Source organism: Paenibacillus sp. YSY-4.3 (genome assembly GCF_054767475.1).
Window position 1 is genome coordinate 43,352 of record NZ_BAABMC010000003.1, and the last position, 16,421, is coordinate 59,772.

16 protein-coding genes and 2 pseudogenes are annotated in these 16,421 nt (G+C 42.5%); 6 read left to right on the forward strand and 12 right to left on the reverse strand.

Annotated features, from left to right (window positions below; genetic code table 11):
* The first annotated feature begins 47 nt into the window (after positions 1-47).
* Positions 48-1,079, forward strand: a complete 1,032-nt coding sequence (locus ACYUJT_RS10925) for an FUSC family protein (RefSeq protein ID WP_460321709.1) — start codon at positions 48-50, stop codon at positions 1,077-1,079.
* Here ACYUJT_RS10925 and ACYUJT_RS10930 read toward each other — a convergent pair.
* From ACYUJT_RS10930 to ACYUJT_RS10950, 5 genes are read right to left on the reverse strand one after another with little or no spacing between them, the layout of a single operon-like run.
* Entirely contained in the window at positions 1,037-1,678 is a 642-nt protein-coding gene (locus ACYUJT_RS10930) for a nucleotidyltransferase family protein (RefSeq protein ID WP_460321712.1), read from the reverse strand. The two genes, ACYUJT_RS10925 and ACYUJT_RS10930, sit on opposite strands and share 43 nt — an antisense overlap.
* On the reverse strand, positions 1,675-2,715 hold the full coding sequence (locus ACYUJT_RS10935) for an XdhC family protein (protein WP_460321714.1): 1,041 nt from the start codon (positions 2,713-2,715) through the stop codon (positions 1,675-1,677). The genes ACYUJT_RS10930 and ACYUJT_RS10935 overlap by 4 nt, the downstream gene beginning before the upstream one ends.
* 31 nt (positions 2,716-2,746) lie before the next feature.
* Positions 2,747-3,226 (reverse strand): (2Fe-2S)-binding protein, encoded by a 480-nt coding sequence (locus ACYUJT_RS10940; RefSeq protein WP_460321716.1) that lies wholly within the window; start codon positions 3,224-3,226, stop codon positions 2,747-2,749.
* 4 nt (positions 3,227-3,230) lie between these two features.
* Positions 3,231-4,064, reverse strand: coding sequence for an FAD binding domain-containing protein (locus ACYUJT_RS10945; protein ID WP_460321718.1), 834 nt, complete (start codon positions 4,062-4,064; stop codon positions 3,231-3,233).
* Positions 4,051-6,402: a xanthine dehydrogenase family protein molybdopterin-binding subunit gene (locus ACYUJT_RS10950; RefSeq protein WP_460321720.1), complete on the reverse strand. Its 2,352-nt coding sequence runs from the start codon at positions 6,400-6,402 to the stop codon at positions 4,051-4,053. The genes ACYUJT_RS10945 and ACYUJT_RS10950 overlap by 14 nt, the downstream gene beginning before the upstream one ends.
* 131 nt (positions 6,403-6,533) lie before the next feature.
* On the opposite strand from ACYUJT_RS10950, the pseudogene ACYUJT_RS10955 reads away from it, so the two are divergent.
* From ACYUJT_RS10955 to ACYUJT_RS10965, 3 genes and pseudogenes are all read left to right on the forward strand, one after another.
* Positions 6,534-6,692, forward strand: a pseudogene (locus ACYUJT_RS10955) (helix-turn-helix domain-containing protein); the annotation flags it as partial.
* 72 nt (positions 6,693-6,764) lie between these two features.
* Positions 6,765-7,205, forward strand: a pseudogene (locus tag ACYUJT_RS10960) (aldo/keto reductase); the annotation flags it as partial.
* 201 nt (positions 7,206-7,406) lie between these two features.
* On the forward strand, positions 7,407-8,123 hold the full coding sequence (locus ACYUJT_RS10965) for a hypothetical protein (protein WP_460321722.1): 717 nt from the start codon (positions 7,407-7,409) through the stop codon (positions 8,121-8,123).
* Positions 8,124-8,290: 167 nt separating this feature from the next.
* Here ACYUJT_RS10965 and ACYUJT_RS10970 read toward each other — a convergent pair whose 3' ends face one another.
* From ACYUJT_RS10970 to ACYUJT_RS10980, 3 genes are all read right to left on the reverse strand, one after another.
* Entirely contained in the window at positions 8,291-8,992 is a 702-nt protein-coding gene (locus ACYUJT_RS10970; protein WP_460321724.1) for a hypothetical protein, read from the reverse strand.
* A gap of 560 nt (positions 8,993-9,552) precedes the next feature.
* A complete protein-coding gene (locus tag ACYUJT_RS10975; RefSeq protein ID WP_460321726.1) occupies positions 9,553-11,346 on the reverse strand; it encodes a DUF4365 domain-containing protein in 1,794 nt (597 codons plus the stop codon).
* Positions 11,347-12,019: 673 nt separating this feature from the next.
* Positions 12,020-12,262, reverse strand: a complete 243-nt coding sequence (locus tag ACYUJT_RS10980) for a hypothetical protein (protein WP_460321729.1) — start codon at positions 12,260-12,262, stop codon at positions 12,020-12,022.
* Between the two features lie 145 nt (positions 12,263-12,407).
* Between ACYUJT_RS10980 and ACYUJT_RS10985 the strand changes: the two genes are divergently transcribed.
* The gene (locus ACYUJT_RS10985; protein ID WP_460321733.1) at positions 12,408-12,617 is read left to right on the forward strand and encodes a KTSC domain-containing protein; all 210 of its coding nucleotides are present in this window, start codon (positions 12,408-12,410) and stop codon (positions 12,615-12,617) included.
* Here ACYUJT_RS10985 and ACYUJT_RS10990 read toward each other — a convergent pair.
* Together ACYUJT_RS10990 and ACYUJT_RS10995 are read right to left on the reverse strand one after the other, a co-directional pair.
* Positions 12,614-12,769, reverse strand: a complete 156-nt coding sequence (locus ACYUJT_RS10990; RefSeq protein ID WP_460321736.1) for a BC1881 family protein — start codon at positions 12,767-12,769, stop codon at positions 12,614-12,616. The two genes, ACYUJT_RS10985 and ACYUJT_RS10990, sit on opposite strands and share 4 nt — an antisense overlap.
* A gap of 397 nt (positions 12,770-13,166) precedes the next feature.
* Complete coding sequence (locus ACYUJT_RS10995) at positions 13,167-13,337, reverse strand: hypothetical protein (protein WP_460321739.1); 171 nt, start codon at positions 13,335-13,337, stop codon at positions 13,167-13,169.
* 1,374 nt (positions 13,338-14,711) lie between these two features.
* On the opposite strand from ACYUJT_RS10995, the gene ACYUJT_RS11000 reads away from it, so the two are divergent.
* Positions 14,712-15,122, forward strand: a complete 411-nt coding sequence (locus tag ACYUJT_RS11000; RefSeq protein ID WP_460321741.1) for a hypothetical protein — start codon at positions 14,712-14,714, stop codon at positions 15,120-15,122.
* A gap of 742 nt (positions 15,123-15,864) precedes the next feature.
* Here ACYUJT_RS11000 and ACYUJT_RS11005 read toward each other — a convergent pair.
* Together ACYUJT_RS11005 and ACYUJT_RS11010 are read right to left on the reverse strand one after the other, a co-directional pair.
* Positions 15,865-16,059 carry a hypothetical protein gene (locus ACYUJT_RS11005; RefSeq protein ID WP_460321744.1) on the reverse strand — a complete coding sequence of 65 codons (195 nt, stop codon included), beginning with the start codon at positions 16,057-16,059 and terminating at the stop codon, positions 15,865-15,867.
* 21 nt (positions 16,060-16,080) lie between these two features.
* Positions 16,081-16,248 (reverse strand): hypothetical protein, encoded by a 168-nt coding sequence (locus ACYUJT_RS11010; RefSeq protein ID WP_460321747.1) that lies wholly within the window; start codon positions 16,246-16,248, stop codon positions 16,081-16,083.
* Positions 16,249-16,421 lie beyond the last annotated feature (173 nt).

The following is a 16,421-nucleotide window of genomic DNA, read 5'->3' on the forward strand; positions in this document are numbered from 1 at the left end:
AACGGGAAAAAATAGTTCTGACAAAGCTAAATATGGAGAGTAATAAGATGATATCTAAATGGATCGATTTTATCAAATACAATGGGCTGGTATGGAAACCCCCTTTAGCTGCAGCACTGTCCTGGGTATTCGCGGAATGGGCCGGATCTAAACATCCTTATTTAGCTCCTCTGACGGTCATTTTGTCCATTCAATTAACCGTAGACAAGTCTGTGCAATTTGCATGGCAGCGGGTGATCGGAACCGTAGCTGGCGTTCTTTTCACTGCAGCTTTAGCGCCATATATTGGTTTAAGCGCTTGGAGTATTGGACTGCTTCTTCTTGTTGGCGCCTTCATCGTAACTAGGCTGAAATTGGAGCATGCCCTCTTAATCCAAGTTGCTCTAAGCATTTTATTAGTGCTGTACTTTCATAACAAAATGCCCAGCTATCCCCTGGATCGAATACGCGATACGGTTATCGGCGCTATCGTCGCCTTACTCATCCAGATATTCATATTCCCCCCCGATTCCGTTAATAAAGCTCAAACAAAGATGAACCAATTCGCGGGCCATCTATCCAATCACTACACGAACGCTGCGCTTTGGGTAAAAACAGGCTCCCCCTTAAGTGAAGCCAATACACTGCATACTGAATTGCAAAACTTATTCCAAGAGCTTCATCAAACGACAACCGAGCTGAATAAAGCAGAGCAAAGCTTGCGTTTCAATCCGCTAGGCCGTAAAAAGCGCCTTGCCCTGAAAAAATTAAACCGGCAAATGGATCAACTTCGCTCCGGGTTTGCCAATCTTGCCGACATGATACGAATTTTCACGAGTTGGTCCGCAAGCGGCAATTTTTCGACGGAGGATCAACATATTTGGACCGAGCATTTGAACGCATTAGCGAAGCTAATTTCGGAGTGGAGAAGTACGTTGGTTAACCCGGCGGCCTGCAGCTTGGTTTCCAATGATCCGGCACTGCAAATACAAACGCCTGCCCATATGGAGAACTACCAGTACCCGATAGCGTTATATACAAACGCCGAACAAGTCGTTCAGGATTTCCGTATTGCCGCGACCTTTTCCAATAAATTCTGATAATCGTTAGCGTTATCTACATCCATGAACAGGTCTGGGTTTGGAAAATCGAGGATAATCCCCGCCCCTTCCTTTCGAATAAGATTGCTGGCCCCCCGGTCGCCTTGCAATTGCAGCAACTCCGGGAACATTCGCTGGGCAAAAATAACAGGCGGTCTTGCCAGCCCGTCATAACTTGCGGCCGCGAAACCAATGCTGCTGTTGGCTTGCTGCGCTTGAAAGCAGACAAGAAGTTCATTGATTATCACATCCGTAATTAAAGGCTGATCCGCCAGCATGATCATCACGGCTGCCGCTTCCATCGCAAGCGCAGCCTTTACGCCGCAACGAAGAGAATGCGCTTGGCCTAGATTGGCTTCTGGGCAGTGAATCGTGGACCATTTCTGTCTGAACGTGTCCCGGTAAAATGCATCATCAATCCAATCCCCTGCAGCCTTGTTTCGTATAACCAAAACATAATCCAGTTTAGAGCTCAGAGCCGCAGCCAGCGCATAATTTCCCAATTTCATCGGACCGAGCGGAAGCCGAAGTTTATCCGAGCCCATTCGGGTACTTTGGCCAGCCGCCAAATAGATGCCGACAATCTGATTTCCCCTCATAGAGAACCACTTCTAAGCTTTCTTTTTGTTCTGTAAGTGTAGATGATTTCTGCGAGAATGCTCACTGCGATTTCTTCCGGTCCTTCTGCACCAATCGCAAATCCTACGGGAAAATGGACCTTCATCTGAACTTGCCCCTCTCGCAATAAGCGCTCCGTTCTAGATTTCGATCCTAGGATACCGAGGTAGTCTAATTGCCGCTCAGAAAGTAACTGAATCAGCTGTTTGTCCCTTCTGAGATTATGCGTCATGACAATGGCATAATCGTCGGATGTAAAATGAATCATCGGTACCGTTTCTTCAGGAAAACCTATTAATATGGTTTCGGCATCAGAAAAATAACGCCGCTCGCAATAATCAGGCCTCCAATCGGAGACGATGACGGAAAAACCGGTATTTGCGGCAATTGCGGCGAGGGGTCTGGCATCTGGTCCGGCACCAAATAGAATCAACCGCGGTTTGGGATAATAGGTATGAACAAATACATCCGATTGCAGGGTTGCGATGTACTTCATACCGCTTCTCGGCAATTCCTCGTACGACGTCCATTCCAGAAGCGATGGCGGAAATTCTTCCCTCCACTCCCCAAACAGTTGCTGATCTCGGGTCAAGTATCCATAGTCAATAACCGATCCATCTGTGTCAAACCTTTTGATGAGCTTGACTTCGGACCGATCATCCAAATATTGTTTTAAAGTGCTCAGATGCTCTGCCAACACATCATTTACCGGTTCCAAAGTGACATGAATAACACCACCACAGCCCGATTCTTCCCCCCAGGACAGCGGGTCCGAGGATTGCATGTCGAACACGAAGCTGCGCGAAGCCCCTGAGGCCAAAATATCCGGCACGCTGAGCGACAGCGTCGTCTCCAAGCAGCCCGCGCTGAGTACCCCTATTTGCGAACCATCTTCAAGAAACAACATGGAGGTTCCTTCTTTGCGATAGGCGCTCCCTTCCACATGAACAATCGTCGCAAGCACGCTTCTCAGATCGGTATGCTGAATCGTTTCCAAAATACGATGAATTTCTTCCAAACCTGTCCCTCCTCGGGCTCCCAAAAATTCTTCATTTATCAGAATAGAGTCCAAAGACATCCTTTACGACTTGATGAATTTCTTCATAGGAGGTACACCTGCAAATGTTAGATTCCAGCCATACTCGAACAGTTTCTTCATGGGCATGGGGATGAACATTCCGGAGGCCTTCACAGTTCATGATGAAGCCAGGGGTACAGTAACCGCATTGAAATGCCTGATTTTGGGCAAAGGCGCGCTGTATGGCAGAGCCCGCTAACCCCTCAATCGTAATGATTTGCTTTCCCCAGGCTTCCGCAGTGAGCATCAGGCATGATTTCATGGGCTGGCCGTCTACCAGAATCGTACACGCGCCGCAGTCTCCGTTATTGCAACCCGGCTTGCACCCAGTAAGTCCGAGGTTGTCGCGAAGCGTATACAGCAGGGTCTCCGCAGCCCTCACTCGGACATCTCGCTGTTCCCCGTTCACCTGAAGTCCGACCTTATAATTAGCGGCATCGAAGGATGACATGCTTTCACCTTCTTTCCAATCTATCTACTACGTCAGCCATCGTTTGCTTCAACACAAATTTCCGGTAAGAGGGTGATCCCTCCACATTATCCAGTAATGGAGCCGGAAGTTTGCCGATGGCCAGTTCAATTCTTGCCACAAGCGGTAAGGATGAATCGTTCAACGCCTGTTCGATTTCCGCGGATCGAAAAGGGAATGAGCACACGCCGCTGTACGCGGTGCGTATCTCATCATTTTTTCTAAGCGCAGCTACTGTAACGAGCGGGTAGCCGACATTGCCAATTTCCCGTTTTTTGAAATGCACGAAAGGCAGCCATAAATAAACGCGATCAATTAGAACTTGGACAAGAAATTCTCCGCTCTCAAGTCTCATTTGTTGATTGAAAACCTGATGAATAGAAGTCACTCTGACCCCATGCGTTCCTGCGATAACCATTCGGCTATTCGCTAACAGCAAGGGAAGGACGGCCTCCCTATAATGAATTTTGCCGCAGATGTTGCCTCCAAGCGTGATTTTATTCCGAGAGGTTTGGTCAGCGACTCCCAGTGCCGATGCACTGAGCAGTGGAAACGGGTTGGCCTCGGACAAAGCCGATAACGTAACGCACGCTCCAATAACCAGCGTATCCTTTTGCATTGCAAGTACATTACACTCTGGAATGGACTTCAAATCGATCACAGCTCCCGGTTGAATGGAGTTGGCTCGAGCAAATGTAATGACTTCCGTCCCTCCGCCGTAATACATAGGCCTTTTCCCTTGTCGTTGCAGAAGCTGATACAAATCCACAGCCGCCTGAATGGTAGTAGGATTGTAGTATTCAAAATCAAACGGAATCATGGATTGTCCTCCATATCATCTCCGGCGTCAGGGGCAGCTGATTAAGTTCTGCGCCGGCAGCTGTTGACAAGCTGTTCGCCAATGCCGCGGGCATGCCAATCAAGCCATGCTCACCGATTCCACGCAGTCCGTATGGCGCTTCCAGATGAGGTGTCTCGACAAAATCAACGATATATTCGGGCTGTTCTCCATAACGAATGAGTTTGTAGGTTCGAAATTGACGATTCAATATTGCCCCTTTTGGATTGAAGCGGAAAGCCTCCCGGCTAGCAAGACTCAAGCCCATACTCATGCCGCCCGTAAGTTGAGCACGGGCGAAATTCGGATTGATGACATGGCCAGCATCGATGACCGTGGCTGCTTTAACGATTCTATATGTGTAATCCCTTGTATTTAACTCCACTTCGACGGCCTGTGCGCCTACCGTCCACTCGGGTCCAGTATTTCCTCTGCCGGTAATAGGGTCCAATAATGTTAAATTGCGCATCGCGTAGCTCCCGCGCCCGATAACCTGACTACCGATCGTGTTGCCGTTCGGGAAAGTGTATCCGTAGGCGATTTGTTCGATGGCAAGCCCCGTCTCAGGGCGAGTTTTGCGGAATACCCTGCCCCCTCCGACATCCAGGTCAGCCGGCGAGCATTGGAGTACGATAGATGCCAAGTTTTTTAACTGCATGATCGCATCGTCAGCGGCCTGCAAAATCGCATTGCCAACCAAAAAGGTGCTGCGGCTAGCCACCGTTTTCCATAACTCCGGATCTTTATCGGTATCTATGTCCATACGAATCTGTATCTTCCGATCATCCATGCGGAATCGTTCCGCCAATATTTGAGTAAGAGCCGTCCTGGTGCCTTGGCCGATTTCCACGGCACCGCACAGCAGATTAATGCTTCCGTCCGGATTAATTTTGATAATGGCTCCCGCCCCGGCATTTATTGGCGTATTTGAATTTTTCCAGAAGCAGCATATCCCCTTCGCCTTGATGAGATGGCCGTTTATTTCGATTCGTGGACGGTCGTTCCAATGGATTAACGTCTTCAATTTGGCAATGCATGTTGGTAAATCGCCGACATTGCTTCTATTCAGCAGGGTTTGCGTCGGGGTTGTATCCCCCGGCCCGATGGCATTCATATAACGAAGCTCTAAAGGATCCATATTCAATCGATCCGCCATCATATCCATAGCTCTTTCAATAGCGAACGTCAGCTCGGGATGTCCAAATCCGCGAAAAGAAGTTGAATAGGGATGATTCGTATACATACATAAAGAATCACACTGAACGTTATCGATCCGGTAAGGCCCCGTGCAGTCGGTCGCTCCCGCACGGCTCATGATCGCCCCCCGGTCCGAATAAGCTCCGCCATCAAACAGATGCAGAATTTCGACGGCCATTATTTTACCTTCCCGGGTGCAGCCAAGTTTAATCGTGGAATCCAATCCGATATGAACCGGAGAAGTGACCATGTCGAGCTCCCTGGAATTCACCAATTTGACAGCTCTTCCGCCTACGGCAAGCGAAGCCAAATAAGCGAGATACTCCAACTGAATTGCCGATTTCCCGCCAAAACTTCCTCCTACTAATGGAGTGTGAACGGTAACTTTATGAAGGGGAGCTTGAATAAAACGGCTGATTGCCTTTTGGATCACATAGGGGGATTGCGAAGTGGAATGTATGTTGACTTTGCCGCCGGGCGAAATTTCTGCCATACTGCATCGTACTTCCATCGCGGCGTGATCCGATTGAGGCAAACGGACCTGGACAGTAATGATATGATCGCTATTCCTCCACCCTTCCACCATATTCCCCTTGCGGATCCTTGTCCGGTTGGCGATATTCGTTCCCGGCTCCGGATAGACCTGTTCGCTTCTTTCGTATGAGGCCACGGCCATACGCTCATGAATGAGCGGCGCGCCGATCCGCAAAGCTTCGCTTGGTGAAAGGACGACAGGCAAAGCCTCATAGTTCACCTGAATCTGAAGCGCAGCCTTCTCTGCAATATATTCTTCTTCCGCAACAACCAGGGCAACAGGCTCGCCATAATATCTCACTTTGCCAATCGCGATGGGCGGCCGATCTGCCAACGGCGACCCAGTCAATACAGGATAATACTCTCCGGTTATGACGGCCTTTACGCCCGGTATCCTTAAGGCTTTCGACGTATCTATCGATTTAATCTTCGCGTGGGCATGGGGGCTGACAGCTATTTGGGCATGCAAAAGCCCAGATCTCGAAAAATCGTCAATATAGCGGGCCGCCCCTGTAACTTTTTCGACGGTTTCCTTTCTGGGAACGCTTGTTCCAAACGAACGACCGATCTTCGCCCCCTCCTTTAGCAAATAATCCTCCTATATGTATATGTGCCCCTTACATTTATTATTGTTATATAATTTCGCATAGCAAACCAAAATGCACACGTTTTGAATCAACATGGAAGGTATTCTAAGCTTTATGTGAGGATGAGGTGAGTATGATTTCCAGATATGAAGTTTCCAGCTTAAAGAAAGGGCTGCAAGTATTGAATCTTTTGAGGGCCAAGCACGCTTTGACGCTAACCGAAATTGCCGAAGAGCTGGACATGAATAAAACGACCATTTTTCGCCTATTGCACACCTTGGAAGAAATGAATTACGTGCTAAAGGTAGACAAGTATTACCGGGGTCAGACGGGGATTTTCGCTTTCGATTCAGTGCCTGTTGCTGCCGTCGATGTCGAATGGTCTAAACTGCAAATCCTCTATAAATTGTTTATGTACATCCATTATCCAGATCAAAACACAGACAAGGCCGAAGCGATCGGGGCACTAAAGCAGTTAAAAGATGAAGGAAAAATCCGCGCCGTCGGAGTTTCGAATTTTTCACTGGAGCAGCCTCTATTCCGTATTTTCCGCTCGCATCAGGCCTATTGACCGGCAAAATATTCGATCGATGACAAGTTCCATGATTTTCGGGCAAGTTTGCCGTACTTCCAAGGGGATGCCTTCACCCAAAACCTGAATAAAGTGGAGCGCACACGTCCAATCGCCGATGCCAAAGGCGCCGAAATCGCCCATGTCGTGCTGGCCTGGTACCTGGCGCAACAAGCGATCGATGTCATCATTCCGGGAGCAAAAAACTCCGAGCAACTCTTAAACAACTTATAAACCGCCGATGTTCTGCTAACAGCCGAAGAAGTTCAAGAGATCGACCGTATTTTTGCATAAAAAATATCAAGCAAAGCTAGGCCCGGTCAACTAGACACGGCTCTTCATGTTTCGCTATCATCCTACGCCATTCATGCAACCTTACCTTCAGCTCTTGCGTATCATAATTAGCACAGGCTTAGAATGAGAGGATGTTGTCTCATGAACATTTCGGTTTCACCCAAACGAATAAAGGCCTCCACCCTCTTAACGATCGTTGGCATCCTACTCTTTTTCATTTTCGTTGTTCCTTTTTTCCATTCCTATTTCAACGAATCTGTGTTCTATTTCGAGCAGCATAAATATAAACAAGCACATGAACAAGATCATGTTACCGAATATCGCAGCTTATCCGGGCCCACTATCGAAGTGCAAACAGAAGGCAGTAATCGTAGAGTAATTATTGAAAATGAGGAGTATTTCATTGATAAGCTAGGTGATCAGTTTAACATCAAGTATGAAGTGACTTATCCAAACGGGCAGCTGTTCGAGGTCAATGACCATGGCGGTCTGCTTATGAGCTATGACGAGAACGGAGATTGGTTTGTCCAAATCACCGCATTTGACTCAAACGGACAAAAAATTTTGCCAAAAGGCGAAGTTGAACTCCTTCATCCCAGCGGGCTTGTCACCGTTGCTTATTCGGAATACCACGAGAAGCAAGGCGAACCGATTTTATTTGTTTTTTCCATTCTCTTGTTCATTTACGGATGGTGCGGATACCGATACGAGAAGTTCCAAAACTTCCTTTTCAAAATTTCGATGTATTGGGTTTGGGTCAGAGAGGCTGAGCCAAGTGATTTCTATTATTTCATGTGTAAAGTAGGCGGAATAGTAGTAATGATCATGTCTGTCGTCGTATTCTTCACATCTTTATAAGCAACAGCCGGGTCAATCCGACCCGGCTGTTTATATTCGCCTGCATCTGTTCTTTGTCTGTCCTCGTCTCCTGCTTTCATCCATGATCCATACTTAATCCTTGCGGCCAAGAAGTTTTTTTATCATTTCTGATAAAGTGTTTTGTTAACAGTGATCGTTAGATTATTTTATTCCTCGACGTACATTAATTTTATTAGTTTTAATGTTTTGGCTATTCCTTTATATTTATTTGCTTTTGAAAGATAAAACATATCAATTAATCCTTTAAATAGTAACGATAAGAAAGATAGAAGTGAAACCAATATTACTAATAATAATATAATTAATCCAATTGATTCATTGAGATCATAAACTTTGCCAATTAGATTTTCCCATAAGGGGAATACTATTACTAAGAAAAAAGAAATGGGCCACCATAGAGTCGAAAAAGTATGATTGCCTTGTTCCTCATAGTATTCAATTAGTGTATTAAGATCTCTACCCTCTATATTGATTCCAGGTTCTCTAAGTTTTATTGCTAACATATTGCACTTGTAGGCAGCAATAAATTCTTTATCAAAATCAATAATCTTGTCTTTTAAGAGCGGTGCATACTCAGGGAAATTCTCTTTTAAATGTTTTGAAATCGATTGAACTAATTTCCTACCCCAGAATGATACTCCTAAAGGTACCAGCAGGAATATAAAAATATATAGAACATCAAAAGCTGGAAGCGCCAGTGTCAACACACACATTATCAAGAAACATAACAGAAATCCTTTGATTTTAGTTTTAATTTTTTTCGATAACAAACTATACAACGATAATTCTTTATCGTAATAATCAAACAGTCTATTGGCTTTTATTATAAACCCTACAGAATCTTTCATATTTATTTCCTCCAATTAGTATTACTTTCTATATACGTAAAGAGAAGAATACCAGTTCCAATAATTTCATTTTTTAGAAACAAGAATTAAGTAAACGACTCTGAAGACATCCTATAAGCTAAATAGCGGCAAATATATTGACTTGATGGATCATCAAAAATACGATTTTGCCTCTAAATAGATCGAAAATGGAACTGGTTAGAAACTGCGGCATACGTAAGAGCGAATACCTTATCTTAATAACAACTTTCGATTTGCAATCAACCTAAAGCTCCACAGGAATTATTGAGAGTGTAATGATACTCTTACTTGATATTATGAAATATTTTTAAGCCACAAGAATACCTTGGATCGGGTTAGGAAAGGGATCTATCCAATTAGTAATGAACATTCGCTGTCAAAGGCTATTGCAGGGGTCGAAAAACAGATTCAAGATGAATCTACTGTTGGATGAATTTTTTTGTGTTAGACTATCATCGTGGTAGTAATAAGCAGGGGGGAAATTCGGGTTGAGTTTAACAAAAGCAGAACTCAAGTAGACTGTGTTCTGCTTTTGCTTTTTAAGGCATCATATCATTGTATAGTTTCATGATGGGCATCGTTTCAAGCATCTCTTTCATTTCTAAATCAAATTTCGAATATACCCTCTCGGCCTCGTTTTTGCTTTCCAATAAAACACTTGTACCAAAATGTATATCGGTATTTTCTTTTAAAGAGAACCTATCTTTAATATCTAGGAGTTGATCTTCTTCTTCTGATTTTAGAAAACCATGCAGTCTTTTCGAAATCTGCAAACGATTAATTAAGTTTAACGCGTATTCTTTTGATAAACCATCCTGATGTTCTTTGAAATAATTCTTAGATAAAATATAGTCTGCTGTGTAAAGTAAATCATCTTTTCCTGATTTGTCATAAGCATTGATACATTGTAAGCAAAAATTAGTTGTTACATTTGTAGAAATTTCATTAAAGTAAGGATTAAAGTTGTCAAATGATTTTCTGATTGCATGAAAATCTATATTAATTCCCTTAGTTAGCGAATCATCATTTAAAAGAACGAACAAACTATGATCACATTGATCGGGTTGTTCATAGGAAAGAATGGCCTTTCCATTAATATGTTTTTCTGAAAAGAGGTTGTGTAGAATGCCATCATAATACATACAAACTATCACTTGATCTCCAACTATCAAGTTAATTATACCCTGGCCAGTTCCTTCAGGAAGTTTTCTTTTTAAATCTGAAATATCCTCATTTTTCGAAGCTCTTATTAAGAAGGATAACCCTACACCTAGTTGCATCCCCATTGGCGATTCGGAGAAAATTGTATCTAGATGAATATCAAAATAAAGATAGGCTTCTTCTAGTTCTTTAATGAATGAAAAGTGATTTTTCATGGACTCAATAAAGTTTAATGATTTTTCAGAGTATTCATTTAGTGAAAATTCTCCAAATGGCAACTTTATTGATTCCCTCTGAATGAGTTTAAGTATTAAGGGCATTATCTTCAATTGTGAGGCCAAAGAATGGAACTTTGATATATCGATTTTTAATTTTCGATCTTTGAAAGTCATACTTAAAGTATTTTCAAAAATAATAGTAAAAGTCTCCGAACTAAACGTTGTTGAAATATTAAATGTATAGCTCTTTCCATTAATTTCGACATCCATAGTCGAACCTCCAGTGATAGATGAAATTCGTCCTACACTGATAGGGATTTGAAGTTTTCCAATTACTCCATACATAAAAAAATCATGTTCAAATACTTCTTGAATATCCATCTTCGAGGGATTGTATGTAAGACTTCTCATATTGTATGTTTGAAATTGGTTATTAATTAATGCTTTACCTTCCTCAATAAGCGTAATAGGTTGATGAATTTGTTCATTAAGAAATGCTCTGCATATCTTGTCTATATTTGTTCCTTCGATAGATTTCAACTCAATAGTATTCGATTTCAAATTCTTGCTTTTACAATTTTTAATAATGTTAGAAAGATCTAGTGGTAACAATTGCCTATAGAATATTTTGTTTTCTTGACCTTTTATTTCAACAACAAAAATAACAGCTCCGCCTTTTTTATAATAGTTTTTATAGTGAGCGATTTTAAGTCGAAGGTTTACCTTATCATTAGAAAAAGACTCCACGTTAGTACCTTTTACCTGTACCGGGACAGAACCATAGAAAGATTCAGCTTTTTCGGAATCATCAATAAATACATTAATTTCACCATCAAATGAGATGCCTTTATCCCCTTCAGTGATGTCTGCCCTTAATAAATAAGGTGGTTTGTTGACTTCATTTCGAATAGCATGTACCGCTAGTCGTTCTATCGTTGTCTTAGATAATTTCACCATAAGTTCACCTTTATAGTTTCTCATAATGAGTAGTAAAAAACGAATTAGATGTAATTATTAATTATTATAGTATTGAGGGATGAATGTTGGAAGACTCTTTGGTAGATATTCGAACCTTACTCCTTAAACCGTTTCTTAGGGCTGTATCGCCAACTTGCCTAGAAAGCTGACGAGAACGTTTTTAAAATAAATACTGCCTATACAAACTGAGTGCTGAAAGGAGCTTATTTGTTTCAATTAAGTGTAGCGACGACGCAGTAGAAATTCATGGGTTTATACTAGAGATGCAACTTAATATCAATTACTCCTCCTCTTCTGTTAAATTGTCATTTATATACTCATACCCTTATCCTAGGAACCCCACGATACCAGCCGTGGAAGATGTGGGCGGAAACGCATGCCGAACGCGCAACAAGAGGGATACATTACAAAACCCGGGAACTAGGCGCAACTGCCGGGTTTATTTCACGCTTGTTTTCTTCAAATCTTCTGCAACCATAACACCAGGATTATTTACCCAACCGAGTATGTCAATGCTGCATCCCTTTCCTGCCCTTCTTCGATATTTCCGATACAATCAATCGGACACCCAGACCATACGTGCCTAAAATCAGGCTTGTGCCGTGTTATATGAGCAAAAGAAAAAGCACATGAAAAGATGCCTTTTATATTAAGATTTTAAGTTTCTTAACTCACTGTAGATCCGATCTTCAATCAATGTGAAGGTCGATCTTAGTTTTTCTATTTCCATTTGCCTTTTGGCGGCTTCAGTTGCTTTATTATGAAATTCTTCGATCAATGGGTTGAGCATTGCTAACAAAGAAGTCTGTTCTACCGAAGCGTTATCTGCTGCCTCGTACAGCGATACGAGAATTCCCCTTTTCACATCCAAACTGAGTGATTTCTCTTGCATTTTTTTCGCTTCGCCTTCAAATTGGCGAGCTCATTCGAAAGTTCTATACTCCAATTTTCCAGTGTTTTTAATATCACATTTCGACATTAGGAAGGTTTTTCCTTCCTAATGTCGAAAGTCCTAGTTCAGAAGGGAGGTGTATTGTATGCAGTGGGTTTCTGTTAGTTCCTCAAATCTTGATGCGGTTGCATATGATGCAAGTTCATCTACATTATTTGTTCGTTTCAATGATGGCAGCACTTATGCATACGATGGCGTTCCAGCATCTATTCATAGTGGACTGATGAACGCCTCGTCTCATGGTAGTTATTTGGCCGCTCATGTAAAAGGAAGCTATCCTTATCGTCGAGTTTAGTCTTGGTTGATCAAAATAATAGCCGGTCCAGTTAGCTTCATTTCCTTCTGGCCGGTTGTTATTTTGAATTCTTCGTGAGGATTTACTTTAATAACCTCAATTCCCTCGCGCCCTGCTAGTTCTTTCGTAAGTTCCTTTGTGCTTTGATTCATAGCCATGTCCTCCTTCATTTTGTTATTTATCTCCAAACACATACTTAAGTATGCGATAGAAATACTAGCTACACACAACTTGCTTACTACGAAACTGTTTTGTTCCTGTCCAGGCCCCCAGATGCACCCATTACACTTGTTAGGTTGCATCGGCACATAACGAGGACGCCGTAGCTTATTACTTTTCTCGGCCATGTCACTGGTTACCCCGGTTCATTGCTAATCTACCGTACGTTACCTTAACGAGACACTGGTGAATCTTCACTATCCATCACACTCTGATCGAAAAAATAAAAAGCCGCTCTATATCGGAACGACTTCGAATTATTTATGTAAGGTTTTAGTTAAAAAAGAGGAAAGCCTACTATCACGCTCCCCGCATTTTTAGTTAAAAGTTTCATTCCCAATAGTCTGCAGTAGCAGCAAATTTCCATTCCCCTTGTTCTTTTTTAAAGATAAAAAGTTGTTTTTCGTCCGATTGTATACCCTCTGAACCCTTTGGATTTAATAAGATCTGCTCATACTCTACGATCACACTTTTTTCACTTTCATTTGTAGGTTTCGGCACATGATCAAAATCTACTTTTTTTATTTTGGTAATTATTTTTTGGAAATCAACAGGACCATAATTTTCTGAATTTTCTTTAACTACAGGAAGACTGCTGAAATCCCCTTTAAATCCAGATTCAATGTAAATATTAAGAATCGTTACAATAGCTTATTCTTCTTCCGTAAAAATACCATCAATAAATGCTGGCTTAATGTCAATGTTCTCTGAAACAACCTTACTTTTGAATGACGAGGCTTCAATTCGATTGTTCTGTCTGGCTTCCAGATAACTGAGTGGACTTCTGACAAGCAGTTAGTAAACACACGATGATCCACATCAACACCGCAAATTTCTTCATAAGTATCTCCTCTTTTTCATTTTCCAACCAACACGACCCATTATTTCCCATAAATATTATAGACCACAAATTATTGATTGTGTTTCGCTGAAAAACTCTATTATTCCAGCAATCTCTCCTAAAAGAAACATGACATCACCATTGGTTATGTTCACAATTACATGAGTTAACCTCTGCGCCGCTCCATCTAATTTATGCCGATCCCCATACAAACCACGGCAATGATGCATAATTTGGCCATCGACGGGAAAATATCCAGCCAACCTTTATCGTAAATGGCAATAATGATATTCCCAGCTGCCAAACTGACCGCCGATATGGGGAGCAGTCTAACACCAAATATACGAGGTATACGTTCAACAACATCCCGGCCACCAACGGGCAATCGAAATCGGCATTAGACCTAATGAGAACACCAATAGCAGGGGCAATAACTCGTGTCCATTGAGATTGATTGTCCCACCTTTTTTTGGCGTACAGCAGCATCATCTATACCTAAATTGTTGCGACGGAATCCCGCAGCATCCTTGAGCTTAAGTTTAAGCCGTGGCTTGCTATACATTTTGGAACCTTGAATCTTATGAAGGAATACGTCGTTGTACACCTTGAAGAATGGCCCTACGACTCCAAATCATTCTTGCATATTACATAGTCATGTCTGCTTCGTTTTTAAAGTGAATAATCAGAATGAAGCCTCAAGCATTAGGAACCCCCCACAGTTGCCAACTGCGATCCTGTTTCCTTTGGGCGCGCCTCTTGCTTTGGAACGTTCCGTATTTTCCATTGGAGCGTTTTGTTTAACTTCGCCTCCCATTTGTCCTTGGACTTCCACCCTGGGGCGGTCCCAGCCGAAATGCCGAGTTAATATCGGCTATGTCTACAAGATCAATCTTGCTCTCGCTTGCTTTCCATATCTCAAACGCTTCGTCCGCCTTGGGTCTCGTTGCCTTGCCATTACATCATCACCACCTCCGTAGAGAGTTAATAATTCTTCTAAAATGCCGATAAAACTATTAAATATAGGGAGGTCAATTATGAGTCAGGAGCGAGTAAAGGAAATCGAAAAATATTTAATGTCAAAAAAGAAGAAATCCCCAACCCCACACGATGTTAGTTTTGCTCGAACCCATTTGATGCTTATCAAGGACGAAATAGGAGATGAGGAATTAATAAACATAAAAATCCTCTACCAAAGTAAATTGGCTGGCTCTCCTTTCACTTCAAATCATTTAGCAATAATTGCCATGCTTGTTTCTATTATCATATTCATGCTTAGCACTCTTTCCTTAACATCTATAGTAGACAAGATATTTTTCGCAGTGGTTACTTTCATAATGCTTACACTTATGACTTATATGCAATTTTCGAATGTAAAAAACGCAAATAAAAATTTCGTGTACACAATTATCATAAATTTGATTGATGAGACTCTACTTAAGAAGTAATTGTATAGTTGTTCCAAATTCCTAACTGAACCTTGACGTCGACGCGGGAAAAGAGCTGCCTTAATGCCCTGCTATCCCTCGATGTATAAAACGGTAACCTTAGGGAATTAATGATTATGGTCACAAAAATAAAAAGGAGAGACTCACATGAAACGATCCGTTCACCTCGAAATTTTCGTAATGGGTGTAAAGATTGTCGTGTGGTTCAACTCTGAAAAATCAAGTTGAATTCGCCCGAGTAGGGGAAGTTTTTGCCCCTACTCGGTTTTAAATAAATATAATAAAATGAATGAGCCATAAAGTTGGCTCTTTTTTTATTTTACATTTATCGATGAGGATGTTTGTGTTGAAGCAAAGGCCGCCCCCGGCGCTTGCTTCGGCCGATTCGCTGAAAACTCGCCTACAAAAAACAAAAGCCCGGATTAGTACTTCGGACTTTCGATTGATCGACGTATGTGATTATGCCGTCTGGCGGCGGTTGTCCCCACTTGCATATTGTTGCGGTGACAGATGCACAAATCATATCGTTGCTGAGGTGTAGCGATTCGTTTCGGAAGATCGTACACTCCCAGGCTCGCAGCCCGTCGTCGCGGATGCCCGACCAAGTTGCCCACACTACATGACCGGCTGCCGTCGAAGGTCATGGTAACGGCCGGGGCGTCTGATCATCTGTACACCAACGTGCTGCCGTGTATAATGCCGATCGGCGAGAAGTGGCAAGTACGGTCACCTTTATGCGTTACTAGCCACGGACCGTAATCAAGTTTAAGGTCACTTTCCAAGTAAGATGGCTAAGCTCCACAAGCTCATTTGATGAAGAGATTCCAAAAGGAGAAGCTTTCAGCTCTAATGAAACCTTCCTTAGTGTTGAAGATAGTCTTGTCTTTAGCTCGAAATAATCATCAACAATACCCTTGATTTCATCACGCCAATCCATATCAAACACCGCCTTCCAACATCAATTCGATATCAGGAAGGACTTTCCTGCTTTACACACCACTGTTTGCTGCAGAACTGCTTCATCCCGGTCTATGACCCCCATATACAGCCTTTGCACTTCCTCGGCTGCTTCGGCACATATCGAGTGCCTCAGTTTATTACGTTTGCCGGCCATGTCTCCACTCATCCCGGTTCATCGCCGCACTCATGCAACTGTGCGTATCATTCCCGTTTTTCCCATGTTTATAACTACTACGAAAATCCTTCACATGGTGTTCAACTTGTGGTCATATTGTATCCAAATTATATCAGCTTAGGGTTCATGTACTGATAAATAACCCTTTCTGTTTAAATTTCAGA